The organism is Variovorax sp. LARHSF232, from assembly GCF_052871435.1.
Window position 1 is genome coordinate 1 of sequence record NZ_JBIXJS010000010.1, and the last position, 24,375, is coordinate 24,375.

At 66.7% G+C, this 24,375-nt stretch carries 24 protein-coding genes; 7 read left to right on the forward strand and 17 right to left on the reverse strand.

The window, feature by feature from the left end:
* The 5 genes from ACIPRI_RS21610 to ACIPRI_RS21630 form a co-directional block, all read right to left on the reverse strand.
* A partial coding sequence (locus tag ACIPRI_RS21610; protein ID WP_446623542.1) for an acyl-CoA dehydrogenase family protein occupies positions 1-643 on the reverse strand: 643 nt, incomplete at its 3' end.
* A gap of 87 nt (positions 644-730) precedes the next feature.
* Entirely contained in the window at positions 731-1,666 is a 936-nt protein-coding gene (locus ACIPRI_RS21615) for an electron transfer flavoprotein subunit alpha/FixB family protein (protein ID WP_446623543.1), read from the reverse strand.
* A 21-nt stretch (positions 1,667-1,687) separates the two neighbouring features.
* Positions 1,688-2,437: an electron transfer flavoprotein subunit beta/FixA family protein gene (locus ACIPRI_RS21620; protein ID WP_446623544.1), complete on the reverse strand. Its 750-nt coding sequence runs from the start codon at positions 2,435-2,437 to the stop codon at positions 1,688-1,690.
* 160 nt (positions 2,438-2,597) lie between these two features.
* The gene (locus tag ACIPRI_RS21625) at positions 2,598-3,881 is read right to left on the reverse strand and encodes a mechanosensitive ion channel family protein (RefSeq protein ID WP_446623545.1); all 1,284 of its coding nucleotides are present in this window, start codon (positions 3,879-3,881) and stop codon (positions 2,598-2,600) included.
* Positions 3,881-4,834: a histone deacetylase family protein gene (locus tag ACIPRI_RS21630; RefSeq protein WP_446623546.1), complete on the reverse strand. Its 954-nt coding sequence runs from the start codon at positions 4,832-4,834 to the stop codon at positions 3,881-3,883. Before ACIPRI_RS21630 ends, ACIPRI_RS21625 begins: the two co-directional genes overlap by 1 nt.
* 75 nt (positions 4,835-4,909) lie before the next feature.
* Between ACIPRI_RS21630 and ACIPRI_RS21635 the strand changes: the two genes are divergently transcribed.
* Genes ACIPRI_RS21635 through mltB form a run of 4 tightly spaced genes read left to right on the forward strand, consistent with a single transcriptional unit; the run spans position 4,910 to position 10,012 of the window.
* Positions 4,910-5,830 carry an AAA family ATPase gene (locus tag ACIPRI_RS21635; protein WP_446623547.1) on the forward strand — a complete coding sequence of 307 codons (921 nt, stop codon included), beginning with the start codon at positions 4,910-4,912 and terminating at the stop codon, positions 5,828-5,830.
* A 5-nt stretch (positions 5,831-5,835) separates the two neighbouring features.
* A complete protein-coding gene (locus ACIPRI_RS21640) occupies positions 5,836-6,804 on the forward strand; it encodes a DUF58 domain-containing protein (protein WP_446623548.1) in 969 nt (322 codons plus the stop codon).
* Between the two features lie 2 nt (positions 6,805-6,806).
* On the forward strand, positions 6,807-8,816 hold the full coding sequence (locus ACIPRI_RS21645) for a transglutaminase family protein (RefSeq protein ID WP_446623549.1): 2,010 nt from the start codon (positions 6,807-6,809) through the stop codon (positions 8,814-8,816).
* A gap of 53 nt (positions 8,817-8,869) precedes the next feature.
* Positions 8,870-10,012 carry a lytic murein transglycosylase B gene (gene mltB / locus ACIPRI_RS21650; protein ID WP_446623550.1) on the forward strand — a complete coding sequence of 381 codons (1,143 nt, stop codon included), beginning with the start codon at positions 8,870-8,872 and terminating at the stop codon, positions 10,010-10,012.
* A gap of 132 nt (positions 10,013-10,144) precedes the next feature.
* Here the strand turns inward: mltB and ACIPRI_RS21655 are convergent, their stop codons facing one another.
* Positions 10,145-10,549 carry a winged helix-turn-helix transcriptional regulator gene (locus tag ACIPRI_RS21655; protein ID WP_446623551.1) on the reverse strand — a complete coding sequence of 135 codons (405 nt, stop codon included), beginning with the start codon at positions 10,547-10,549 and terminating at the stop codon, positions 10,145-10,147.
* A 26-nt stretch (positions 10,550-10,575) separates the two neighbouring features.
* Here ACIPRI_RS21655 and ACIPRI_RS21660 point away from each other — a divergent pair, with 26 nt between their 5' ends.
* Positions 10,576-11,058, forward strand: a complete 483-nt coding sequence (locus ACIPRI_RS21660) for a YybH family protein (RefSeq protein WP_446623552.1) — start codon at positions 10,576-10,578, stop codon at positions 11,056-11,058.
* On the opposite strand, the gene ACIPRI_RS21665 is transcribed toward ACIPRI_RS21660, so the two are convergent.
* From ACIPRI_RS21665 to glpD, 8 genes are all read right to left on the reverse strand, one after another.
* Entirely contained in the window at positions 10,973-11,506 is a 534-nt protein-coding gene (locus tag ACIPRI_RS21665) for a histidine phosphatase family protein (protein WP_446623553.1), read from the reverse strand. The two genes, ACIPRI_RS21660 and ACIPRI_RS21665, sit on opposite strands and share 86 nt — an antisense overlap.
* 135 nt (positions 11,507-11,641) lie before the next feature.
* Positions 11,642-13,384, reverse strand: a complete 1,743-nt coding sequence (locus ACIPRI_RS21670) for an ABC transporter substrate-binding protein (protein WP_446623554.1) — start codon at positions 13,382-13,384, stop codon at positions 11,642-11,644.
* Positions 13,385-13,478: 94 nt separating this feature from the next.
* Positions 13,479-13,787, reverse strand: a complete 309-nt coding sequence (locus tag ACIPRI_RS21675; RefSeq protein ID WP_446623555.1) for a DUF2160 domain-containing protein — start codon at positions 13,785-13,787, stop codon at positions 13,479-13,481.
* A 22-nt stretch (positions 13,788-13,809) separates the two neighbouring features.
* A complete protein-coding gene (locus tag ACIPRI_RS21680) occupies positions 13,810-14,622 on the reverse strand; it encodes a carbohydrate ABC transporter permease (protein ID WP_446623556.1) in 813 nt (270 codons plus the stop codon).
* Positions 14,623-14,931: 309 nt separating this feature from the next.
* Positions 14,932-15,819 (reverse strand): carbohydrate ABC transporter permease, encoded by an 888-nt coding sequence (locus ACIPRI_RS21685; protein WP_446623557.1) that lies wholly within the window; start codon positions 15,817-15,819, stop codon positions 14,932-14,934.
* A complete protein-coding gene (locus tag ACIPRI_RS21690) occupies positions 15,816-16,886 on the reverse strand; it encodes an ABC transporter ATP-binding protein (RefSeq protein WP_446623558.1) in 1,071 nt (356 codons plus the stop codon). The genes ACIPRI_RS21685 and ACIPRI_RS21690 overlap by 4 nt, the downstream gene beginning before the upstream one ends.
* A gap of 10 nt (positions 16,887-16,896) precedes the next feature.
* Complete coding sequence (locus ACIPRI_RS21695; protein ID WP_446623559.1) at positions 16,897-17,970, reverse strand: ABC transporter ATP-binding protein; 1,074 nt, start codon at positions 17,968-17,970, stop codon at positions 16,897-16,899.
* Positions 17,954-19,588: a glycerol-3-phosphate dehydrogenase gene (glpD, locus tag ACIPRI_RS21700; RefSeq protein WP_446623560.1), complete on the reverse strand. Its 1,635-nt coding sequence runs from the start codon at positions 19,586-19,588 to the stop codon at positions 17,954-17,956. Before glpD ends, ACIPRI_RS21695 begins: the two co-directional genes overlap by 17 nt.
* 182 nt (positions 19,589-19,770) lie before the next feature.
* On the opposite strand from glpD, the gene ACIPRI_RS21705 reads away from it, so the two are divergent.
* Entirely contained in the window at positions 19,771-20,547 is a 777-nt protein-coding gene (locus tag ACIPRI_RS21705; protein ID WP_446623561.1) for a DeoR/GlpR family DNA-binding transcription regulator, read from the forward strand.
* Between the two features lie 21 nt (positions 20,548-20,568).
* Complete coding sequence (glpK, locus tag ACIPRI_RS21710; RefSeq protein WP_446623562.1) at positions 20,569-22,062, forward strand: glycerol kinase GlpK; 1,494 nt, start codon at positions 20,569-20,571, stop codon at positions 22,060-22,062.
* Between the two features lie 9 nt (positions 22,063-22,071).
* Here glpK and ACIPRI_RS21715 read toward each other — a convergent pair whose 3' ends face one another.
* The 3 genes from ACIPRI_RS21715 to ACIPRI_RS21725 all read right to left on the reverse strand — a co-directional run bounded on the left by ACIPRI_RS21715 (position 22,072) and on the right by ACIPRI_RS21725 (position 24,356).
* A complete protein-coding gene (locus tag ACIPRI_RS21715) occupies positions 22,072-22,539 on the reverse strand; it encodes an SH3 domain-containing protein (RefSeq protein WP_446623563.1) in 468 nt (155 codons plus the stop codon).
* A gap of 114 nt (positions 22,540-22,653) precedes the next feature.
* Entirely contained in the window at positions 22,654-23,385 is a 732-nt protein-coding gene (locus ACIPRI_RS21720; protein ID WP_446623564.1) for a zf-TFIIB domain-containing protein, read from the reverse strand.
* 14 nt (positions 23,386-23,399) lie between these two features.
* Positions 23,400-24,356, reverse strand: coding sequence for an alpha-E domain-containing protein (locus ACIPRI_RS21725; RefSeq protein WP_446623565.1), 957 nt, complete (start codon positions 24,354-24,356; stop codon positions 23,400-23,402).
* Positions 24,357-24,375: the final 19 nt, after the last annotated feature.

The window sequence follows — 24,375 nt, forward strand, 5'->3', positions numbered from 1 at the left end:
CGCGGGCCAGCACCAGGTGCACGATGTTCTGCGCCATGTCGTGCTCGCCGTAGGTGATGAAGATCTTGGTGCCGAAGACCTTGTAGCTGCCGTCGGCCTGCGGCTCGGCGCGGCTGCGCACCAGGGCGAGGTCACTGCCGGCCTGCGGCTCGGTCAGGTTCATGGTGCCGGTCCATTGGCCCGTGACCAGCTTCTCCAGGTAGGTGGCCTTGAGCGCGTCGGAGCCGGCCATCAGCAGCGCCTCGGTGGCGCCGTCGGACAGCAGTGGGCACAGCGCGAAGCTCATGTTGGCCGAGTTCAGCATCTCGGTGCAGGCCGCACCGATGGTCTTGGGCAGGCCCTGGCCGCCGAACTCGGTGGGCTGCTGTAAGCCCTGCCAGCCGCCGCTGGCGTACTGGGCATAGGCTTCCTTGAAGCCGGGGGTGGTGGTGACCACGCCGTCCTTCAGCGAAGACGGATTGCGGTCGCCTTCGACATTCAGCGGCGCCACCACGTCCTGGTTGAATCTGGCGCACTCTTCCAGCACGGCTTGCGCGGTCTCGAGGCCGGCGTCTTCGAAGGGCGGCAGCTTGGCGACTTCATCGATGCGGGCCAGGTGCTCGATGTCGAACAGCATGTCCTTCAGGGGGGCGGTGTAACTCATGATGTGTGTGTCTCCAGAGGGCGGATACGAAAAGGGCATCGCGAACGATGCCCTTGAAGATTCCAGCGGGGGGAATCCTTGCTTCTCTTACAGAGCCTTGACCAGTTCCGGCACGGCCGTGAACAGGTCGGCTTCCAGGCCGTAGTCGGCCACCGAGAAGATCGGCGCTTCCGGGTCCTTGTTGATCGCCACGATCACCTTGGAATCCTTCATGCCTGCCAGGTGCTGGATGGCGCCCGAGATGCCCGCGGCGATGTACAGCTGCGGCGCGACGATCTTGCCGGTCTGGCCCACCTGCCAGTCGTTGGGGGCATAGCCCGCATCGACGGCGGCGCGGCTGGCGCCCAGGCCCGCATTGAGCTTGTCGGCCAGGGGCGCCATCACTTCCTGGAACTTCTCGGCGCTGCCCAGCGCCCGGCCACCCGAGACGATGATCTTGGCGGCGGTGAGCTCGGGACGCTCGCTCTTCGTGACTTCACGGCCGACGAAGGAGGACTTGCCCGAGTCGGCCACGCCAGCGGCGTTCTCGACCGAGGCGCTGCCGCCTTCCTTGGCCGCAGCGTCGAAGCCCGTGGTGCGCACGGTGATGACCTTGGTGGCATCGGCGCTTTGCACCGTGGCAATGGCGTTGCCCGCATAGATCGGACGCTCGAAGGTATCGGCGGCGACCACCTTGGTGATGTCGCTGATCTGCGCGACATCCAGCTTGGCCGCCACGCGCGGGGCGACGTTCTTGCCGTTGGCGGTGGCGGGGAACAGGATGTGGCTGTAGTTGGAAGCGATCGCCAGCACTTGAGCCGCGACGTTCTCGGCCAGGTTCTCGGCCAGGCTGGGGCTGTCGGCGGCGATCACCTTGGCCACGCCGGCGATCTTGGCGGCGGCGGCAGCGGCTTCGGCGGCATTGGCGCCGGCCACCAGCACGTGCACATCGCCGCTTTGACAAGCGATGGCAGCGGTCACGGTGTTCAGGGTCGCCGGCTTGACGGTGGCGTGGTCGTGTTCAGCAATAACGAGGACGGTCATTTCTATTCTTCCTTCCCTGACTTAGATCACTTTGGCTTCATTCTTGAGCTTGTCCACCAGGGTGGCCACGTCGGGCACCTTGATGCCGGCGCCGCGCTTGGCGGGCTCGGCCACCTTCAAGGTCTTCAGGCGCGGCGCGACATCGACGCCGAGGTCCTCAGGCTTGAAGGTATCGAGCTGCTTCTTCTTGGCCTTCATGATGTTGGGCAAGGTGACGTAGCGCGGCTCATTGAGGCGCAGGTCGGTGGTGATCACTGCGGGCAGCGTGAGGGCGATGGTCTCCAGGCCGCCATCGACTTCGCGCGTGACGGTGGCCTTGTCACCGGCCACTTCGACCTTGGAGGCGAAGGTGGCTTGCGGCAGGTCGGCCAGCGCGGCCAGCATCTGGCCGGTCTGGTTGTTGTCGTCGTCGATGGCTTGCTTGCCAAGGATCACCAAGTGCGGCTGTTCCTTGTCAATCAGGGCCTTCAGAAGCTTGGCCACGGCCAGGGGCTGCAGCTCGACGTCGGTCTCCACCAGGATGCCGCGGTCGGCACCGATGGCCATGGCGGTGCGCAGCGTTTCCTGGCACTTCGCCTCGCCGCAGGACACGGCGATGATTTCGGTGACCACGCCCTTTTCCTTCAAGCGGACGGCCTCTTCGACGGCGATCTCGTCGAAGGGGTTCATGCTCATCTTGACGTTGGCAATGTCGACGCCCGTGCCGTCAGACTTGACGCGGACCTTGACGTTGAAATCGACGACCCGCTTGACGGGGACCAATACCTTCATGGGTTGACTCCATTGAATTGCAAAACCGGGGAGATGGGCGCAGGGCAGCCGGCCATTTTAGGGCGGCACTCCCTGTGCACCTGTTCATTTCAATCATCTGCTCGGGGCCGTCAGCCTGAAAACGAACGGTCGTGCTTTTTTGCCGAGATTATAGGCGAGCCTAGGCGCTTGGCAAGCTTCCCGAGGCGCCAGGCGAAGGTAAGGATTCGATACGAAGCGTGCGCCGAGGCCCCGCCAGTTCGACGCCCGCGGCGCGCAGCCCATCGAGGATTGCGATGTTGATGTCCGAGCGCACATTGACCTGCCCCTTGTCCGGGTCGGTCACCCAGAAGTTGAGGCTGAACTCCAGGCCATCGGGCGTGAAGTTGACGAGGTAGGCCACCGGCGCCGGCTCGCTCATCACGCGCGCATGACTGCGGGCCGCGTCGCACAAGACGGCCTGCACCTGCGCCACCTCGCTGCCGTGGCCCACCACGATGTTGGTCGTGATGTTGAACTTGAGATCGGCCTGCGTCAGGTTCTCGACCCGGTTGGTGATGAGCGATTCGTTCGGCACGATCGCCTCGCGCCCGTTGCCCGCGCGGATCAGCGTGTAGCGCGTCTTGATGTCGGTGATGCGGCCTTCGAAGTTGTCGACCTTGACGTTGTCCCCGATGCGCATCGAGCGCTCCAGCAGGATGACGAAGCCGCTCACGTAGTTGGCCGCCAATTTCTGCAGGCCGAAGCCCAGGCCCACGCCGAGCGCGCCGCCCAGCACCGACAGCGCGGTCAGGTCCACCCCCACCGCCGACAGCGCGAACAGGAGGCCGATCAAGAGCAGCACGGCGCGCATCGCATTGGACGCCACCTTGCGCATCGACAGGTCTTGCACCGCCTCGGCCAGCACGCGCTTTTCGATGGTGGCCGAGATCCACAGCGCGATCATCAGCACGAGGCCTGCCGAGGCCATGCCTTCGAGGATGGTGCGCAAGCTCACCTGCGTCTTGCCGAAGGCCAGATGGATCGAATCGAGCTCCTGCAGCACCGGTGGCAGCAGGCCCACGATCCAGAGGATGGCGGCGATCCAGGCGATCCAAGACACCGTGCGTTCGATCAGCCGCACCACCGCGGAGGCCGGAAACACCGCCGCCAGCACCCGGGCGACGAAACGGATCGCCAGCAGTGCCAGGAACACCGACACCGCGACGCGCAGCACCAGCACCGCCTGCATCTCGAGCAGCGCGCGGCGCGCCAGATCGGTGAACACGAGCGCCAGCAGCGGAAACAGCAGGCCGTCGAAGACCTTGCGGCCGAACCAGATCGAATCCTTGGGCTGGTCGCGGCCGAACCAGCGGCACACGCCCCAGGCCAGCAGCACGCAAGCGGCCAGCACCGCCAGTTCGATCGACAGCGTGCGGACCTGAACCTGGCCGAGTCGCGCGAGGAACTCGTCCATGCGCGGCATCAAAGCTCCGCCAGCACGCGCAGGTGCGCCTCCACGCTGGCGGCCAGCGCATCCAGGTTGTAGCCGCCCTCCAGGAAGGAGACGATGCGGCCCTGCGAGAAGCGCCGCGCCACGTCGCGCACGCGGCTGGTGATCCAGTAGTAGTCGTTCTCGTTCAGGCCCAACTGGCCGAGATCGTCATCGCGGTGCGCGTCGAAGCCGGCGCTGACGAAGATCATCTGCGGCTTGAACTCTTCCAGCCGCGGCATCCACATGGCCTCGATCAATTCGCGCACGTCCATGCCGCGGGTGTAGGCCGGCACCGGTACGTTGTGCATGTTGGGCGCGGGATGCTCGGTTCCGCTGTACGGATAGAAGGGATGCTGAAAGATGCCCACCATCAGCACGCGCGGATCGTTGGCCAGGATGTCTTCGGTGCCGTTGCCGTGGTGCACGTCGAAGTCGACGATGGCCACGCGGTCGAGGCCGTGCTTTTCGATGGCATGGCGCGCGGCGATGGCGACGTTGTTGAAGAAGCAGAAGCCCATCGCCTTGTCGCGGCAGGCATGGTGGCCGGGCGGGCGCACGGCGCAGAAGGCGTTCTCCAGCTCGCCCGCCATCACCGCGTCGGTGGCCGCGATGGCGGCACCGGCGGCGCGTCGTGCCGCCAGCATGGTAAAGCCGTTCATGCACGTGTCGGGATCGATCTGCGCATAGGCCGGGCCGCCGGCCGGCGCATCCGCCACCAGGCGCTGCGCCAGTTGCTGCAGATGCTCCACATGTTCGGGCGTGTGGGCGAGCAACAATTGCTCCATCGTGGCCAGCGGGACATCGCCGCGCTCGAGAGCATCACCGACACCGCTGGATAGAAGCCTGTCTTCGATGGCGTCCAGGCGCTGCGGGCATTCCGGATGCCCCCTGCCCATTTCATGCTTCCAGAAATCGCGATGAGTGAAGTAGCCGGTCTTGCCCATGTCTCGATGGCGCAGGTCGGTAGTCGAGAGGCAGGAGGTGCCGACCTACTGTATTGTTTGCATATGGATACAAAAATGGACGTCGCAGCAAAGCTCGCCAGTTTGCTCGGCCAGCTTAACACGGTGATCGTTGGCAAAGAGGCGCAAGTGCGCGACTGCGTGGCCTGCCTGCTGGCCGGTGGCCACCTCTTGATCGAAGACGTGCCGGGGGTGGGCAAGACCACCCTGGCACATGCCCTGTCGCACACCTTCGGCCTGCAGTTTTCGCGCGTCCAGTTCACCGCCGACCTGATGCCGGGCGACCTGTCGGGCGTGGCCATCTACGACCGCGGCCAACAGACTTTCGTGTTCCATCCCGGCCCGATCTTTGCGCAGGTGCTGCTGGCCGACGAGATCAACCGCGCCAGCCCCAAGACCCAGAGCGCCCTCTTGGAAGCGATGGAAGAAAAGCAGGTCAGCATCGAAGGCGAGACGCGCGCCCTGCCCTCGCCCTTCTTCGTGATCGCCACCCAGAACCCGCACGACCAGCTGGGCACCTTTGCCTTGCCCGAGTCGCAGCTGGATCGCTTTCTGATGCGCATCTCGCTGGGCTACCCGGATCGCGCGGCCGAGCGCGCCCTGCTGGCCGGCGCCGACCGGCGCGAGCTCTTGTCGCAGCTGCCGGCCCTGCTCACCCCGGGCGAGCTGCAGGCCCTGCAGCAGCGCGTGCAGCAGGTGCATGCGGCCGAACCGCTGCTCAACTACGTGCAGGACCTGATCGCCGCCACCCGCTCGGGGCGCTGGTTCCTGCAGGGGCTGTCGCCGCGCGCCGGCATCGCCCTGTTGCGCGCCGCCAAGGCGCAGGCCCTGCTGGCCAACCGCGACTACGTGGCGCCGGACGATGTGCAGGCCGTGCTGCCGCAGACCATCGCGCACCGCCTCACGCCGGTGGGCGACGCGGGACGCGGCGCGGTGGAGCAGGTGCGCGCCATGATGGCCGCTGTCCCCTTGCCCTGACCATCATGATCGCTGCCCTGCGCCGGCGCATCGACGGCTGGTTCTTCACACGCCGGCCGCCCGCGGACCGCATCGAGCTCACGCAGCGCAACGTCTACATCGTGCCGACGCGTGCCGGTTGGATGCTGGGCGCCACCGTGCTGGTGCTGCTGATCGCCTCGATCAACTACCAGCTCAACCTGGGCTACCTGCTCACCTTCCTGCTGGCCGGCAGCGTGACGGTCGGCATGTATGTCTGCCATGCGACCTTGCGCGGCCTCGCCATGCACCTGCTGCAACCCGAGGCGCAGTTCGCCGGCGCCGCGGCCGTGTTTCGCGTGGTGCTGACCAACCCGCGGCGGAGCTGGCGCTACGGCATCGGCATGGCAGTGCGCGGCAGCGGCCAGTGGGCCTGGTGCGACGTGCCCGCGCAGGGCAGCGCCACCCTGGACATCGCCTTCCAGCCGCAGCAGCGCGGCCTGCATCCGGTGCCCCCGCTGACGGCCGAGACGCGCTTTCCGCTCGGCACCTTCCGCGTCTGGACGGTCTGGCGCCCCGCAGCACGGGTGCTGGTCTACCCGGCGCCCGAACTGCACCCGCCCGCGCTGCCGCCGGGCGAGCCGCGCGCCGACGCGCCGCAGGCGGCCGGCGCGCGTGCACAACAGGCCGGCGAGTACGACGGCATCCGTGCCTACCGCCCAGGCGACCCCTTGAAGATGGTGGTCTGGAAGAAGGCCGCCCGCTCCCAGGCCGCGGGTTCCGATGAATTGTTCAGCCGCGACACCCAGCAGTCGCAGCGCCAGGAGCTCTGGCTGGACGCCCAGCACGCCGGCCTGCCCGAGCAGGAGGCCCGCCTGTCGCGCCTGTGCGCCTGGGTGCTGATGGCCGACAAGCTCGGGCTCGACTACGGGCTGCGCATTGCCGGCCGCAGCGTCGCACCCGCGCAGGGCGAAGCCCACAAGCGCCAATGCCTGGAGCTGCTGGCCACATGTTGACGATGACGACGCCCCTGAAGGCGCCACGGCGCCTGGCTGCCCTGCCGCGCGACGCGCGCGACACGCTGTTCCTTTTGTGCGTGATCGCCATCATCGTGCTGCCGCAGGTGGGCAACCTGCCGTGGTGGTGCAGCGCGCTCACCGCCGTCATCCTGGTCTGGCGCGGCACGCTGGCGGTGCGCTCGCTGCCGTTGCCGGGCAAGTGGTGGCGCATCACGCTGCTGGCCCTGACCCTGGGCGCCACCGCGCTGACGCACCGCACCCTGCTAGGCCGCGATGCCGGCGTCACGCTGGTGGTGCTGCTGCTGGCGCTCAAGACCCTGGAACTGCGCGCGCGCCGCGATGCCTTCGTGGTCTTCTTTCTGGGCTTCTTCGCGATGCTCACCAACTTCTTTTATTCGCAGTCGCTGCCGACGGCGCTGGCGATGCTGGTGGCGCTGCTGGGCCTGCTCACCGCGCTGGTCAATGCGCATCTGCCGGTGGGACGGCCGCCGCTCCTGCAGTCGGCCCGCATGGCGGGACGCATGGCGCTGCTGGGCGCACCGATCATGCTGGCGCTGTTCGTTCTCTTCCCGCGCATGGCGCCGTTGTGGGGCACGCCCAGCGATGCGATGACCGGGCGCAGCGGCCTGTCGAACAGCATGCGGGTGGGCTCGGTCACCGAACTGGCACTGGACGACGGCATCGCGGCCCGCGTGAAGTTCGATGGCGGCAAGGCGCCGCCGCAGCGCGAGCTGTATTTCCGTGGACCGGTGCTGTCGCGCTTCGACGGCCGCGAATGGACCTTCGCGCCCTCGCAGGTGCCGGCCAACCTGCAGGTGCAAGGCGAGCCGGTGCGCTACGAGGTCACGCTGGAGCCCAACCAGCGTCCCTGGCTGCTCACCCTGGACGCGGCCATCGACGCGCCGCTCGTCCCCGGCATGGATCCGCCGCGCCGGACGGCCGAACTGCAATGGATGCTGCAACAGCCGGCGCGCGACCTGCTGCGCTACCACGCAGAAAGCTATCCGCGCTTTCGCAGCGGCCCGCAGGCCTGGGCGCCCGGCCTGGCCGCCTACATGCGGCTGCCCTCCGGCTTCAATCCGCGCACGCTGGAGATGGCCACGCAGCTGCGCGAAGACCCGCGCGTCGTCCAGGGCGGCAACGTCGAGCTGGTGCGCCTGGCGCTGGAGCGGCTGCGCACCGGCGGCTACAGCTACACCCTGGAGCCCGGCGTCTACGGCGAACACACGGCCGACGAATTCTGGTTCGACCGCAAGGCAGGCTTTTGCGAGCACATCGCCTCGGCCTTCGTGGTGCTGATGCGGGCTGCCGGGGTGCCGGCGCGCATAGTCACCGGCTTCCAGGGCGGCGAGCTCAACGGGGTCGACGGCTTCTGGACCTTGCGCAACAGCGATGCCCATGCCTGGGCCGAGGTGTGGCAGACCGGTAGTGGCTGGGTACGCGTCGACCCGACCGGCGCCATCTCGCCCGACCGCATCGGCGCCTTCCAGCGCCTGGCCGCGCCGCAAGGCGTGCTGGCGGGCGCCTTCAATGCCGTCAACCCGACCCTGGCCCAGCACCTGCGCGCGGCCTGGGAGGCCATCAACAACGGCTGGAACCAGTGGGTGCTCAACTACACGCAGGGGCGCCAGCTCGACCTGTTGAAGAACATCGGCTTCGAGGCGCCCAGCCTGCAGGACCTCATCATGCTGCTGCTCGCCCTGCTGGTCGGCGCCAGCCTGGCGGGTGCCCTGTGGACGCTGTGGGAGCGCAGCCAGCACGACCCCTGGCTGCGCCTGCTGGCCCGTGCCCGCGCCAGGCTGCAGCGCGCCGGCCTTCAGCTTCCCGAATCCACGCCGCCGCGCGAAATCGCGCGCCGCGTGCGCGAGCGCTTTGGCGCAGAAGACGAGGCGGCGCAGGCCATCGACGACTGGCTGCTGCGGCTGGAGCACCAGCGCTACAGCGCACAGCCGGCGCAAGGCCTGTCGCAACTGCGCACCGAATTCGCGCGCCTGCATTGGCCCCGTTGAAACCGGGTGTGACGCCGGGCAGGCGCGCGCACAGCGGGCGGCACAATGCGGCGATGCGCCGCCCCGTCTTCTCCTCCTTCTCGAAGCCCCTCCCCTTTCTTTCGATCACCCTGGCCCTGCTGCTGGCAGCCGGCGCGGGCAGCGCACTGGCCGCCGGCGCGCGCAAGGCATCAACCGGCAAGGCCCCGGCTGCCAAGAAGACCAGCAAGGTCGGTAACAGCAACACCAACAGCAGCGTCTGGTATGCCTCGCGCGACGACGCCATGCAGTTTGCCGACGAGATCGCGCAGCGCCGCGGCCTGGACCGCGAATGGGTGCGCGCCACCATCGGCGCCGCCCGCTTCCTGCCCAACGTGCCGCGCCTGATGCTGCCGGCCCAGGGCGGCGCGCCGAAGAACTGGCGCGCCTATCGCGGCCGCTTCATCGATCCGGTGCGCATTGCCGCCGGCGTGCGCTTCTGGCGCGCCAATGCCGACACGCTGGCGCGCGCGCAGCAGCAGTTCGGTGTGCCGGCCGAAATCATCGTCGGCATCATCGGCGTGGAAACCATCTATGGCCGCAACATGGGGAGCTTTCGCGTGATCGACGCGCTGGCCACCCTGTCCTTTGACTTCCCGGATGCGCACCCGCGCGCCGCCGAGCGGGTGGCCTTCTTCCGCGGCGAACTGGACAGCTTCCTGTCCAACGAAAGCCGCACCGCCGAAGACCCGCTGGTACCGCTGGGCAGCTACGCCGGCGCCATGGGCATGCCACAGTTCATGCCCAGCAGCATCGCCAAGTACGCCATCGACTTCGACGGCGACGGCCGCATCGACCTGGTGCGCAGCAACAGCGACGTGATCGGCTCGGTGGCCAACTACTTCAAGGCTTTCGGCTGGCAGCCCGGCCGGCCGCCCACCTTTCCGGTGAGCTTCGACGAAAGCCGGCTGAAGAAGGCTGTGCTGATGGCGCCCGACATCCTCCCCACCTTCAGCGCCGACAGCTTCAGCGCCGCCGGCGCCGTGCTGCCCGCCGACGCCCAGCGCTACGAAGGCCTGCTGGCCCTGATCGAGCTGCAGAACGGCTACGACGCACCGACCTACGTGGCCGGCACCAAGAACTTCTACGTCATCACGCGCTACAACTGGAGCGCCTACTACGCGATGTCGGTGCTGGAGCTGGGCGAGGAAGTGAAGGCGGCGATGCAGGGCGACTGATATCAGCGGCTTCAAATCAGGCGCAAAGCTCACACATCGCGCGCAGCATTGCCATTCGGATTGGTGGGTGGCGTGTTCTCCGCGCTGTTCGGCAGCGGCGGTTCATCTACGCCCTCTATTTGGCCGGGCGCCTCATGGCCAGTGAACAGCCTTCGACCAAGCTTCCAACCGATCTAGCACCAAGACCAGCGACCGCCCACGCGCCGACAGCGTGTAGAGAACCCCTCGGGGGAAACTCGCCAGGAGTTCCCGGGAAACCAGGCCTCGCTGCTCCAGGCCATCCAGGCGTTCGGTCAACACCTTGGGCGTGATTCCAGCCAGGCACCCGACCAGTTCGCCATGGCGCTTGGGACCGGTTTGCAGATGCCAAAGGATCAGCGCATTCCAGCGGTGTCCCAGGAAGGCCAGCCATTCTTCGACGGGGCACTCGCTGGCGTGCTTGGGCGCAGGCGTGTCGATGCCGGCCGGAGCCGCCGGGTTCTCTGCAGTCCTATCCATTTGGTGAGAGCTGAATCCGCATGCTGTGATGAGCTCCATCGTAGTTCAGAGAGAGTTCATCCGTCATGTTCAAGGTCACGACCCCCGCCGCAATGAACGAAGCTTTTGCTCGCGCGTTCAACAGCCGCCATATCGACAACTTGCTGTCGCTGTACGAACCGGAAGCAGCGCTGCGCACCGATCCCTCGAACCAGACCTGCAGGGGAAAGCCCGCCATTGCCGCCGAGCTCGGCAAGCTGCTGGAGGTTCCGGGCGTCATGGTTTCCCGCAACAACTTCTGCGTGGAAGTGGATGGCCTTGCGCTGCTGCGGGCCGACTACAGCCTGACCTCGCCGGAGGGAAGGACCATCCTCGCCGGCAGTTCGGCCGAGGTCGTGCGCCGGCAGGCGAATGGCTCGTGGCTCTACGTCATTGACCATGCGGCAGGCGCGAGCTTGCCGCGTGTTGAAGGATATGAGGGGTTCATGCAGCAAAGCCGCTGCGCCCCACGACCTTCCCCGCCGAATCCACCACCAGCCCCTCTCCCATCGACGTCGGCTCGCCGGTGAAGGCGCTGACGTTCACCTGGTGAGTCACCCACACCTCGAAGCGACCCGGGCCAATGCGGGCCAGGCGCTCTTGCAGCATGGGCCGCGCCTTGTCCCGTTCATCGCCGCGGCCAAAGCTGGAGTTGAGTGCCGGCCACAGGTCGTGCCGGCCGAAAGCCAGCGTGGCCGTGTCAATGCAGCGGCACCAGGCGCTGCAAAGCACCGCCGACGGCGCCAGCTTGCGCTGGCGGAACCACTCGCCGGCAGCGCGCGCCTGGGCGCGGCCGCCTTCGCTCAGGTTGCGCTGGGTCGCGCATTGATCGAGACGAAATCCCGGCGGATCGCCCACGCCCGGGTCGGTTTGCGCGTGCCGCATCAGCACGGCGCAGCGGCCGGCGCGCAAGCGTTCGACCAGGGGGTCGACGCCCTGGGCGCGCAAGGGATCCGCCGCCAGAAGCAGCGTGAACAACCCGAAGTGACGTCGATCCAGCGGCATCCGCGCACCGTAGCAAAGCGTCGCCAACCCTGATGCAAAAAAGGGCTGCCGCCCGATCCAACGAGCGGCAGCCCCTTCACAGGTGCGCTGATTGCGAAGCGCTTGCGCTTAGCGCGCCTTGCCTTCCTTCCAGGCCGTCAGCAGCTTGTTGTAGTCGATGGTCTCGCCCTTGGGCTTTTCGTTGGCCAGCTTCTTCCAGGGGGCGTGCTGGTCACTCAGCCACTTGCTCGGGTCACCCTTGGCGTTGAGCTTGGGCGCGCACTTGGCCATGCCGGCGCGCTCCAGGCGCGCCATCACCTGGTCCATCTCTTCGGCCAGGTTGTCCATGGCCTTCTGCGGCGTCTTCTCGCCCGTCACCGCCTCGGCCACGTTCTTCCACCACAGCTGTGCCAGCTTGGGGTAATCGGGCACGTTGGTGCCGGTGGGCGACCAGGCCACGCGCGCCGGGCTGCGGTAGAACTCGACCAGGCCGCCCAGCTTGGGCGCCATGTCGGTCATGGCCTTGCTCTGGATGTCGGACTCGCGGATCGGCGTCAGGCCGACGATGGTCTTCTTCAGCGAGGTGGTCTTGGCGGTGATGAACTGCGCGTAGAGCCAGGCGGCCGCGGTGCGGTTCTCGTCGTGGTTGGCGAAGAAGGTCCAGGAGCCCACGTCCTGGTAGCCGTTCTGCATGCCCTGCTTCCAATACGGACCGTTCGGGCCGGGCGCCATGCGCCACTTGGGCGTGCCGTCGGCATTCACCACCGGGAGGCCGGCTTTGGTCATGTCGGCGGTGAAAGCCGTGTACCAGAAGATCTGCTGCGCGATCTGGCCCTGCGCGGGCACCGGCCCGGCTTCGCCGAAGGTCATGCCGGTGGCTTCCTTGGGCGAGTACTTCTTCATCCAGTCGACGTACTTGGTGAGCGCGTAGACGGCTGCCGGCGAATTGGTGGCGCCGCCGCGCGAGACCGAAGCGCCCACCGGCGTGCACTTGTCGTCGGCCACGCGGATGCCCCACTCGTCGATCGGCACGCCGTTGGGGGCGCCGATATCGGCGGTGCCGGCCATCGACAGCCAGGCGTCGGTGAAGCGCCAGCCCAGCGACGGATCCTTCTTGCCGTAATCCATGTGGCCGTAGATCGGCTTGCCGTCGATGTTCTTCACGTCGTTGGTGAAGAACTCGGCGATGTCTTCGTAGGCGCTCCAGTTCAGCGGAACGCCCAGGTCGTAGCCGTACTTGGCCTTGAACTTGTCCTTGATCTCGGGGCGCGCGAACAGGTCGGCGCGGAACCAGTACAGGTTGGCGAACTGCTGGTCGGGCAGCTGGTAGAGCTTGCCATCGGGCGCGGTGGTGAACTTGGTGCCGATGAAGTCCTTCAGGTCCAGGCCCGGGTTGGTGTAGTCCTTTCCCTTGCCGGCCATGTAGTCGGTCAGGTTCATGATCTTGCCGTAGCGGTAGTGCGTGCCGATCAGGTCGGAATCGGAGATCCAGCCGTCGTAGATCGACTTGCCCGATTGCATCGAGGTCTGCAGCTTCTCGACCACGTCACCTTCCTGGATCAGGTCATGCTTGACCTTGATGCCGGTGATTTCCTCGAAGGCCTTGGCCAGCGTCTTCGATTCGTACTCGTGCGTGGTGATGGTTTCGGACACCACCGAAACCTCCTTCACTCCCTTGGCCTGCAGCTTCTTGGCCGCCTCGATGAACCACTTCATCTCGGCCTCCTGCTGGGCCTTCGACAAGGTCGACGGCTGGAACTCGCTGTCGATCCATTTCTTGGCCTCAGCCTCGCCGGCCCAGGCCGCCTGTCCGGCGCACAGGGCTGCGGTGGCCAATGCCACTGGGGCCAGTGCGGTGCAGCGCATCTTCATAGCAATGTCTCCTCGTTGGGTGCTGCCCCTTGCGTTGATATTCAAATCGGCCCCGGGGCAGCAGCGAGCCGGATCCGAATGATCTGAAAAGAATCTAGCCCTTGCGCATGACCAGCAGCAGCGCCGCCATCGAGATGGCAAAGCCCCACCAGATCGTGGGCTCGGCACTCAGACCGAGCCATTCGGCCAACTTGCCAGCCAGGCCGACGAAGGCCAGGTTGATGTAGGCGGCCGTCAAGAGGCCGATGAAGAGCCGGTCGCCGCGCGTGGTTTCGATCGGCAGCCAGCCGCGGCGCATGGTGGTGGGCGACTTGATCTCCCACACGGTCATGCCCACCAGCATCACCGCGATGCAGCTGAAGAACACGGCCACAGGCAGGGTCCAAACCATCCAATCGAGCATGTCTTTTTCCTCGTTGTGCCGGTCAGACCCGCCCCATGGCGAAGCCCTTGGCGATGTAGTGGCGAACGAACCAGATCACGATGGCGCCCGGCACGATGGTCAGCACGCCGGCCGCGGCAAGGGTGGCCCAGTCCATGCCCGAGGCGCTCACGGTGCGCGTCATGGTGGCGACGATGGGCTTGGCGTTCACGCTGGTGAGGGTCCGCGCCAGCAGGAGTTCGACCCAGCTGAACATGAAGCAGAAGAAGGCCGCCACGCCCACGCCGGCCTTGATCAGCGGCAGGAAGATGGTGATGAAGAAGCGCGGGAAGGAATAGCCGTCGATGTAGGCCGTCTCGTCGATCTCGCGCGGGATGCCGCTCATGAAGCCTTCCAGGATCCACACCGCCAGCGGCACGTTGAACAAGAGGTGCGCGAGCGCCACGCCCAGGTGCGTATCCATCAGCCCCACCGTGGTGTAGAGCTGGAAGAAGGGCAGCAGGAACACCGCCGGCGGCGTCATCCGGTTGGTCAGCAGCCAGAAGAACACATGCTTGTCGCCCAGGAAGGAATAGCGCGAGAAGGCATAGGCCGCCGGCAGCGCCACCGTGAGCGAGATCACCGTGTTGATGCCCACGTAGATCAGGCTGTTGATGTAGCCCGAGTACCACGACTCGTCGGTGAAGATGCGCTTGTAGTTGGCCCAGGTGAACTCGTGGGGAAAGAAGGAAAAGCTCGAAAGAATCTCCTCGTTCGTCTTGAAGCTCATGTTGACCATCCAGTAGATGGGCAACAGGGCGAACGCGATGTACAGCACCAGGAAGATGCTGCGCTTGTGGAATCGCTTTTCGTTCATTTCAGATGCTCCACGGGGTACGCTTGTTCGGGGCGCACTTGTTCGGGGCGCGTGCACAGGACACCGGGTGGCCCCCTCCGCGAATGTCCCCCGCCTTCGGCTCCTCCTTTATTTCGCTGCGGGGGCCACCCGATGCCCTGCGCACAGTTGACGCCGCTGGTGCTCGCGAGATCAACAACCGCCGTGACGGCTCACGTCGATGGCGTGCTTCCCGCAGCGAAATAAAGGAGGAGGCCGAAGGCCGGGGGACATTCGCGGAGGAAAGTACGCCATCGGCGTGAGCCAGCCCCGGACACGAAAAGAGCCGCGTCATTCCTTGGCCTCCGTATCCTGCGTCCCCACCCGCTGCATCCAGTTGTAGAGCATGAAGCACAGCAACAAGATGATGAGGAAGTAGATCAGCGAGAAGGCCGCGGCCGGCCCCAGGTCGAACTGCCCCACCGCCTTTTGCGTCAGGTACTGGCTGAGGAAGGTGGTGGCGTTGCCGGGGCCGCCGCCGGTGAGCACGAAGGGCTCGGTGTAGATCATGAAGCTGTCCATGAAGCGCAGCAGCACCGCGATCATCAGCACGCCGCGCATCTTGGGCAGCTGGATGAAGCGGAATACGGCGAACTTGCTGGCGCCGTCGATGCGCGCCGCCTGGTAGTAGGCATCTGGAATGGAGCGCAGGCCGGCATAGCAGAGCAAGGCCACCAGCGGCGTCCAGTGCCACACGTCCATCACCAGCACGGTGATCCAGGCGTCGGTCGCGCTGCCGGTGTAGTTGTAGTCGACGCCCAGCTTCTGCAGTGCGTAGCCCAGCAGGCCGATGTCGGCGCGGCCATAGATCTGCCAGATGGTGCCCACCACGTTCCATGGAATGAGCAGCGACAGCGCCACCACCACCAGCACCGCCGAGGCCTTCCAGCCGGTGGCGGGCATGGACAGGGCCAGCATGATGCCCAGCGGAATCTCCACCAGCAGCACCGCCAGCGAGAAGCCCAGCTGGCGCACGAGCGCCGAATGCAGCTCGTCGTCGCGCATCACCGAGGTGAACCATTCGGTGCCCACGAACACGCGGCGCTCGGGCGAGATGATGTCCTGCACCGAATAGTTGACCACCGTCATCAGCGGCACGATGGCCGAGAAGGCCACGCAGATCAGCACCGGCAGCACCAGCAGCCAGGCCTTCTGGTTGATGGGTTTGGTCGTGTTCATGCAACCAGCTCCTCGTTGCGGTAGTAGCAGGTGTGCGCGTCCAGCACCCGCAGCCAGATGTCGTCACCCACGGCTGGCATTTCGCTTCCATTGCCAAGGCGCGCCTTCAGGGTGACGCCGTTGGCCGCGGCCGTGAGCAAGGCGTAGGTGCCGATGTCCTGTAGCTTCGTCACCTTGGCAGGGATGGCGCCTTTGGCGTAGATCGGCGCCAGTTGCAGGTATTCCGGACGGATGCCGACCTTGAGCGCGCCTTCGGGCAGCGGGCGCGGCGCGTCGATCCGGGTGCCCGCCATTTGCAGCTGGCCTCCACTGCTTTCGCAGTCCAGGAAGTTCATGCCGGGCGAGCCGATGAAGTGGCCGACGAAGGTGTGGGCCGGCCGCTCGAACAGCGCCTCGGCGCTGCCCACCTGCACCGCCTTGCCGCGCGTCATCACCACCACCTCGTCGGCGAAGGTGAGCGCCTCCACCTGATCGTGCGTGACGTAGATCAAGGTCAGCTTGAGGTCGTGATGGATCTGCTTGAGCTTGCGCCGCAGCTGCCACTTGAGGTGCGGGTCGATCACTGTAAGCGGCTCGTCGAACAGCACCGCCGACACGTCCTCGCGCACCAGGCCGCGGCCCAGCGAGATCTTCTGCTTGGCGTCGGCCGCCAGGCCGGCAGCGCGCTGGTTCAGCTGGCCCGACAGCTCCAGCATCTCGGCGATGCGGCCCACGCGCTGCTTGATGCGGTCTTCCGGCACGCCGCGGTTGCGCAAGGGGAAAGCCAGGTTCTGCGCCACCGTCATGGTGTCGTAGATCACCGGGAACTGAAACACCTGGGCGATGTTGCGCTCTTGTGGCGTGGTGCGGGTGACGTCCTTGTCGTCGAACTTCACGCTGCCGTGAGAGGGCGTGAGCAGGCCCGAGATGATGTTGAGCATGGTGGTCTTGCCGCAGCCCGAAGGCCCCAGTAGCGCGTAGGCGCCGCCGTCGGCAAAGCTCATCTTCAGCGGCAGCAGGGCGTAGTCGCCATCCTGCTGCGGGTTGGCGCCGTAGGCATGCGCCAGGTCGAGGTCAATGCGTGCCATACCTGTTCCTTCAGCCCTTGCGGCTTCGCGGCGCCAGCGCCAGCTTTCCATCGGCGTCGAACACGTAGGCGCTGGCGGTGTCGAAGCGCAGCGTGACGGACGCGCCCAGCTCGAAGCGGTGCACGCCGGTCAGCTGCGCCACCAGTTCGCCGGCCGGGCTGTGCAGGTGCACGAAGGTGTCGGAGCCGGCGATCTCCGCCAGCACGACCCGGCTGGGCACTTCCACGCCGGAATCGTCGGCGCGGCCCAGTTTCAGCGCACCGGCACGCAGGCCCACGGTCACCTCGCCCAGCAGGCCCGGCGGCATGTCCAGCGGCAGCGCCAGGCCGCCGGCCAGCTGAACGCCGGCGGAGCTGGCCTGCCCGCGCAGCAGGTTCATCGGCGGATCGTTGAAGGCACGCGCCACGCGCAGCGATTGCGGCGCATGAAAGACCTCGGCCGTAGGGCCGTACTGCAGCAGCTCGCCGGCATCCAGCACGGCGGTGTAGCCACCCAGCAGCAGTGCCTCGCCCGGCTCGGTGGTGGCGTAGATCACGGTGGAATCGCCGCTGGCAAAAAGCAGGCTGAGCTCTTCGCGCAACTCTTCGCGCAGCTTGTAGTCGAGGTTCACCAAGGGCTCGTCCAAAAGCATCAGGGGCGCGTTCTTGGCCAGCGCGCGCGCCAGCGCCACCCGCTGCTGCTGCCCGCCCGACAGCTCCGCCGGCAAGCGGTTCAGGAACATGCCGATGTGCAGCTTCTCGGCCAGCTCGGCCACCCGCTCGTTGACGCGGGCCTCGCCGCGCAGCTTGAGGGGCGAGGCGATGTTCTCGGCCACGGTGAGCGAGGGGTAGTTGATGAACTGCTGGTAGACCATGGCCACGTTGCGCTCGCGCACCGGCACGCCGGTCACGTCTTCGCCGTTGACCCTCACCTTGCCGGTGGTGGGCGTGTCCAGCCCCGCCATCAGGCGCATGAGGCTGGTCTTGCCGGCCTGGGTCGCGCCCAGCAGCACGGTGACCGCGCCGCTTTCCGGCGTGATGCTCTGTTCATACAACCACGTCTGGGCGCCCACCTTCTTGGTGACGCGCTCAAGGCTGAGCTGCAAAGCGGACCTCCTTCATTTGCGATTCGTTCATCGGGGGTGCGGCATGCGCCGTCATCCATTGGTCCACCTGCGCCCGCGCTTCGCGCGCCAGGTGCAGGCCCAGCTTGGAGCGGCGCCACAGGACGTCGTCGCCGCTCATGGCCCACTCTTCGTTTTGCAGGTAGCGCAGCTCGCGCTCGTACAGGCCCGGCGCCACCTGCGCGCCCAGGTCCGACATCGACTTGGCGTCGCCAATGACGCGATCGACCCGCGCGCCGTAGGCCCGCGCCAGGCGCCGCCCCAGCATGCCGCCCAGCCAGGGGTAGCGCGCGTGCAGCGCATCGACAAAGCGTTCGAAATCCGCGTCGGGCCTGCTGGCTGCGCCGATCCAGGGCGACAAGTCGCCGCCCGCCAGGAATGCGCCGTCGGTCCAGGCCGGCCGGGCTTCGCCCAGCATGCGCCCCACTTCGTCGGCCGCGTCTTCCGCGAGCTTGCGGAAGGTGGTGATCTTGCCGCCCCACACCGACAGCAGCGGCGCGGCGCTGGTGTTGCTTTCGAGCAGGTAGTCGCGCGTCACGGCCGAAGGATCGCCCGAGGCATCGTCCAGCAGCGGGCGCACGCCCGAGTAGGTCCAGACCACGTCGGCGCGCGTCACCGGCTTGGCGAAGTAGCGGCTGGCCTGGGTGCACAGGTAGTCGATCTCGTCCTGGCCGATGCGCGAGGCGCCCGGGTCGTCGCCCTCGATCTCGATGTCGGTGGTGCCGATCAGCGTGAAGCTGTCCTGGTAGGGAATGGCGAAGATGATCCGCTTGTCGGGGTTCTGGAAGATGTAGGCGTGGTCGTGCGTGAAGATGCGCGGCACCACAATGTGGCTGCCCTTCACCAGGCGCAGGCTCTTGGTGGCCAGCGCCTCGCCGGCCGCCGGCCGCGCCACCCCGCGCAGGAAGGATTCGGCCCACGGCCCGGCGGCGTTGACCACCGCGCGTGCGCGCAGCTTGTGCCGGCCTTGCGGCCCCTCGAGCGTGATGTCCCAGCCCTGGGCGTCGCGCAGGGCAGCGACGCAGCGGGTGCGGGTCAGCACCCGGGCGCCGCGCTCGCGCGCGTCGATGGCGTTGAGCACCACCAGGCGCGCGTCGTCCACCCAGCCGTCCGAATAGACGAAGCCGCGGCGAAAGTCCTTCTTCAATGGCGCGCCGGCCACATGCTCGCGCAGGTCGATGCCGCGCGAGGGCGGCAGCACCTCGCGGTGCGCCAGGTGGTCATACATGAACAGGCCGATGCGGATCATCCAGGCCGGCCGCATCGCCGGGTCGTGTGGCATCACGAAGCGCAGCGGCCACATGATGTGCGGCGCGCTCTTGAGCAGCACCTCTCGCTCCTGCAAGGCCTTGCGCACCAGACCGAACTCGTAGTACTCCAGGTAGCGCAGGCCGCCGTGAATCAGCTTGGTCGACGAAGACGAGGTGTGCGAGGCCAGGTCGTCCTGTTCGCACAGCACCACGGACCAACCGCGACCGGCCAGGTCGCGCGCAATGCCGCAGCCGTTGATGCCGCCACCGACGATCAGCACGTCGCAATCCGCGCCGGCTGGCGAGGCGGTTGGCGAGTTCGCTTGCGAAGAAGAAGGAACGGCGCTCACTGGGGCGTCATCCTTGTGGTGTGGAATTTCTCACGAATTTGCATGGGTTTGTCGTTCGTCTTTTTTCAGTTTGATTCCTTTTGGCGCGATTTTCCTCCGCGTTTTCCCGACGTTTGATTCGTTTCTTTTCGTTCTACAGTCAGCGCGTCGGTATTCCGGCAGCTGAACCACACCCGCGCCGCATGGCCATCCAGAACTCCAACCCCCGCCAGATCAACCTGCTCGACACCGTACGTTCGCGCGGTTCCGTGACAGTGGAGCAACTGGCCGACATGCTGGGCGTGACATTGCAGACCGTGCGGCGCGACGTGCAGCGCCTGGCCGACGCCGGCCTGCTGACGCGCTTTCATGGCGGCGTGCGGGTGCCCAGTTCGACCACCGAGAACATCGGCTACCAGCAGCGCGAAACCCTCAACGCCGAAGGCAAGGCGCGCATTGCGCAGGCGGTGGCGGCCAAGGTGCCCAACGGCTGCTCGCTGATCCTCAACATCGGCACCACCACCGAGGCGGTGGCCAAGGCGCTGATGCGGCACCGGGGCTTGCGCGTGATCACCAACAACCTGAACGTGGCCAACATCCTGTCGGACAACCCGGAGTGCGAGGTGATCGTGGCGGGCGGCTCGGTGCGCGCGCGCGACCGCGCCATCGTGGGCGAGGCGACGGTGGACTTCATCCGGCAGTTCAAGGTGGACATCGCGCTGATCGGCATTTCCAGCATCGAGTCGGACGGGTCCCTGCGCGACTTCGACCTGCGCGAGGTGAAGGTGGCCCAGACCATCATTGCCCAGGCGCGCGAGGTCTGGCTGGCGGCCGACGCCAGCAAGTTCAACCGCCCGGCCATGGTGCAGCTGGCCGAGCTGTCGCAGATCGATTGCCTGTTTACCGACGCGGAGCCGCCGCCGCCCTTCCCCGAATTGCTGGAACGCGCGCAGGTGCGCTGCGAGATCGCGCGGGCCTGACGTTTTTTCGTTTTCATTCGCATGACCTACCTGCTCGCCCTCGACCAAGGCACCTCCAGTTCGCGCAGCATCGTGTTCGATGGCGAAGGCCGCATCGTCGCGCTTGCGCAGCGCGAGCTGACGCAGATCTATCCGCAGCCCGGCTGGGTCGAACACGATCCCATGGAGATCTGGGCCAGCCAGCTCGAAACGGCGCGCGAGGCGCTGGCCAAGGCCAAGCTCCAGGCCAAGGACATGCGCGCCATCGGCATCACCAATCAGCGCGAGACCACCGTGCTGTGGAACCGCAAGACCGGCCGGCCGGTGCACCACGCGATCGTCTGGCAAGACCGGCGCGCCGAACCCATGTGCGCGCAGCTGCGCCAGCAGGGGCTGGCCGACACCATCCAGGAAAAGACCGGCCTGGTGATCGACGCCTATTTCTCCGGCACCAAGCTGCGCTGGCTGCTTGACAACGTGCCGGGCGCACGGGCGCAGGCCGCGGCCGGCGAGCTGGCCTTCGGCACGGTGGACAGCTGGCTGATCTGGCAGCTCACCGGCGGCAAGGTGCATGTGACGGATGTGAGCAACGCCTCGCGCACCATGCTCTTCAACGTGCACAGCAATACCTGGGATGCGGAGCTGCTGCGCGCGCTCGACATTCCGGCTTCGCTGATGCCGGCAGTGAAGCCATCGAGTGCGCACTTCGCCGACACCGACGCCGCGCTGCTCGGCGTTGCCTTGCCCGTGGGCGGCGTGGCCGGCGACCAGCAGAGCGCCCTGTTCGGCCAGGCCTGTTTCGAGGCCGGCATGGCCAAGAATACCTACGGCACCGGCTGCTTCTTGCTGATGCACACGGGCGAGAAGTTCCAGCCTTCGCACAACGGCCTTTTGGTCACCAGCGCGGCGCAGATCAACAGCACGCCGCGATACGCCATGGAAGGTAGCGTGTTTGTCGGCGGCGCCGTCGTGCAGTGGCTGCGCGACGGACTCAAGGCCATCCAGGGCAGCGCACAGGTGCAGTCACTGGCCGAGAGCGTGCCCGACGCCGGCGGCGTGATGATGGTGCCGGCCTTCACCGGCCTGGGCGCGCCCTACTGGAACGCCGATGCGCGCGGCACCATCACCGGCCTGACGCGCGGCACCACGCTGGCCCACATCGCGCGTGCCGCCCTCGAAAGCATCGCCTACCAGAGCGCCGCCCTGCTGCAGGCCATGAGCCGCGACGCGGTCGCGGCCGGCGGCACGCCGGTGGCCGAGTTGCGAGTGGACGGTGGTGCCAGCGTCAACGACTTGCTGATGCAGTTCCAGGCCGACCTTCTGGGCATTCCGGTGGTGCGGCCGCAAGTCACCGAGACCACCGCGCTGGGCGCTGCCTACCTGGCGGGGCTGTCCTGCGGCGTGTACAGCGATGTCTCGCAGTTGTCGAAGCAGTGGAAAGTGGAACGCCGCTTCCTGCCGACGTGGAGCAAGGCGCAATCGGAAGAAGCCATGGCACGCTGGGAACGCGCGGTGCGGCAGGCGACGGCGGCCTGATGAGACGTGTCACCAGCCCCAGGCCAGGCGCTTGGCGATCCAGCCGGTGGTGCCGCCGCTCAGCTTCACCTTGAGCCAGCTGCCGCGCCGCTCGAGCGTGCGCAGCACTTCGCCGTACTGCAGCTTGGCGACGATGGCGCTGCCCGTCGTGGGCGAGCGGCGCAGGTTGGCGCGTTGGGCCTTCACCACGTGGTACGGCGTCTTGCTGGTCATGGGGGCGTAGACCCAAGCCTTGTCGTTCTCGAAATCGCTGACCTGCAGCCAGTTGCCGCGCTTGGACAAGACCTTGAGAGGAAAGCCCTTGCTCACCGTCCAGCGCGCTTCGTGGCGCGAGCCTGGGCCACTGCGCAGATTCAACGCATCGACCGCAGCGCTGACCATTCGCGGCGTTGCCGCCAGCGCAGGCGGGACGGCCGCGCACCACAAGATCAGGAAGCCCAGCAGCAACGCTGGCCATCGGTCGATTCTGATAAACATGTCGGAAAAAATTCTTTCAAAAGGTTGACGGAGGGATTGCCCGGCAAATGCCGGCCCCCCTCTGGGCCTTGTGAAAGAAATTAGTTCCGCGCGCTGCGCGTGAAAGTCAGGGCGTCAGGGCGTCAGCGCACGCCAGACCAGCTCGACCCCGGCCGCCCACAGGTCGACCGTCGACGTGGTATCGCCCTTCTTTTCTTCGCGCTGCGTGCGCAGCCGGTCGCGCTCGATCACCACCAGCGCATCGGCCAGCGCATTGGCGCGGCCGGCCGGCGTCTGCGGCGCTGCTGCGCCGGCATGACGCTGCAAGGCCTTCTCCACCGCCGCCGGGTCCAGCAAGGAGAAAGCGGCGCGGCAATGCGGGCAGGCATGGTCGCGGCGGATGTCCACCGGCGCACCGCAGCCGGTGCAGAAGATGGCGTCGACGCGCCGCGCCAGGTCTTCGATCTCGGGTTGGGTCATCTGGCGCACGAAGCCCTTCTCGACCATGAAGGAGGAGAAGGTGGCGAAGCGGCCGTGCTGCTGCGGGCAGCGGTAGGTGACATAGCGGCCGCTGCGCACCACGTCGAAGCCATGCGCCAGTGAATGCCGGCAGCGCGGGCAGCGCAGCGGATCGCACAGGGGCTGGTGGGCGTCATCGCGGTGGCGGTGCAGCAGCTCGAACAGTTCCAGCACCGAGGCCGGCGCCAGCTGCAGGTTCTCGCGTGGGTCGAACCAGAGGCCCTGGCAGGCAAAGCAGATGTCGAGTTCGATGGCGGCACCGTCGCGCGTGGCGAATCGGTGGGCCTCCATCGCCTGGAGGCAGGAAGGGCAATTCGATGGCACGGCGCGAGTATCGCACCGGGCCATTCCTCCACAGCTTCTCAGTGCGCCGGCACCAGAAAGTCCTGGCTGATGCGCCAGCCGAGATCATTCACCCGGTCGAGAAACTGCGTGAGGTAGGCATGCAGGCCGGTGGCCAGGATCTCTTCGACGCGGCCGTATTGCAGATCGGCCAAGAGCTTGCCGGCGCGGCGCTGCGTCTCGGCACTTTGCTGGTTGCGCACCTTCTCGAGGTTTTGCACCACCTCGTTCAGGCAGGCATGCAATGAGCGCGGCATGTCGGCGCGCAGGATCAGAAGCTCGGCCACGCGCTCGGGCCGGATCACGTCGCGGTACACCTTGCGGTAGACCTCGAAGGCCGAGACGCTGCGAAGAATGGCGCTCCAGTGATAGAAGTCGTACTCCTGGTCTTCCTCGGTGGCGGCGCCGAAGAACTCGCTGTTCAAGGCGTGGAACTTCACGTCCACCAGCCGCGCCGTGTTGTCGGCGCGCTCCAGGAAGGTGCCCAAACGCGAGAAGTAGAAGGCGTCGTCCTGCAGCATGGTGCCCAGGGTGACGCCGCGCGACAGGTGCGAGCGGAACTTGACCCACTCGAAGAAAGCCCCCGGATCGCGCTCGAACTCACCGTTGCGCAGCATGCGGTTGACTTCCAGCCAGGTGGTGTTCTGCGTTTCCCAGGCCTCGGTGGTCAAGGCGCCGCGCACCGCGCGGGCGTTCTCGCGGGCCGCGCGCAGGCACGAGACGATGGATGAAGGGTTGCTCTCGTCCTTGACCATGAATTCCATGGTCGCCTCGGGCGTGATCTGGCCGTGCTTCTCCTTGAAGGCCGGCAGCAGCTCGCTGATGGACAAGAGGCCCTGCCAGCCGTAGGTGGCCACTTCGGCCGACTGCGGCAAGAGCGAGGTCTGGTAGTTCACGTCCAGGAGGCGCGCGGTGTTCTCGGCGCGCTCGGTGTAACGCGACATCCAGTACAGGTGATCGGCGGTACGCGACAGCATGTTGATTGTCCCCCTTGTT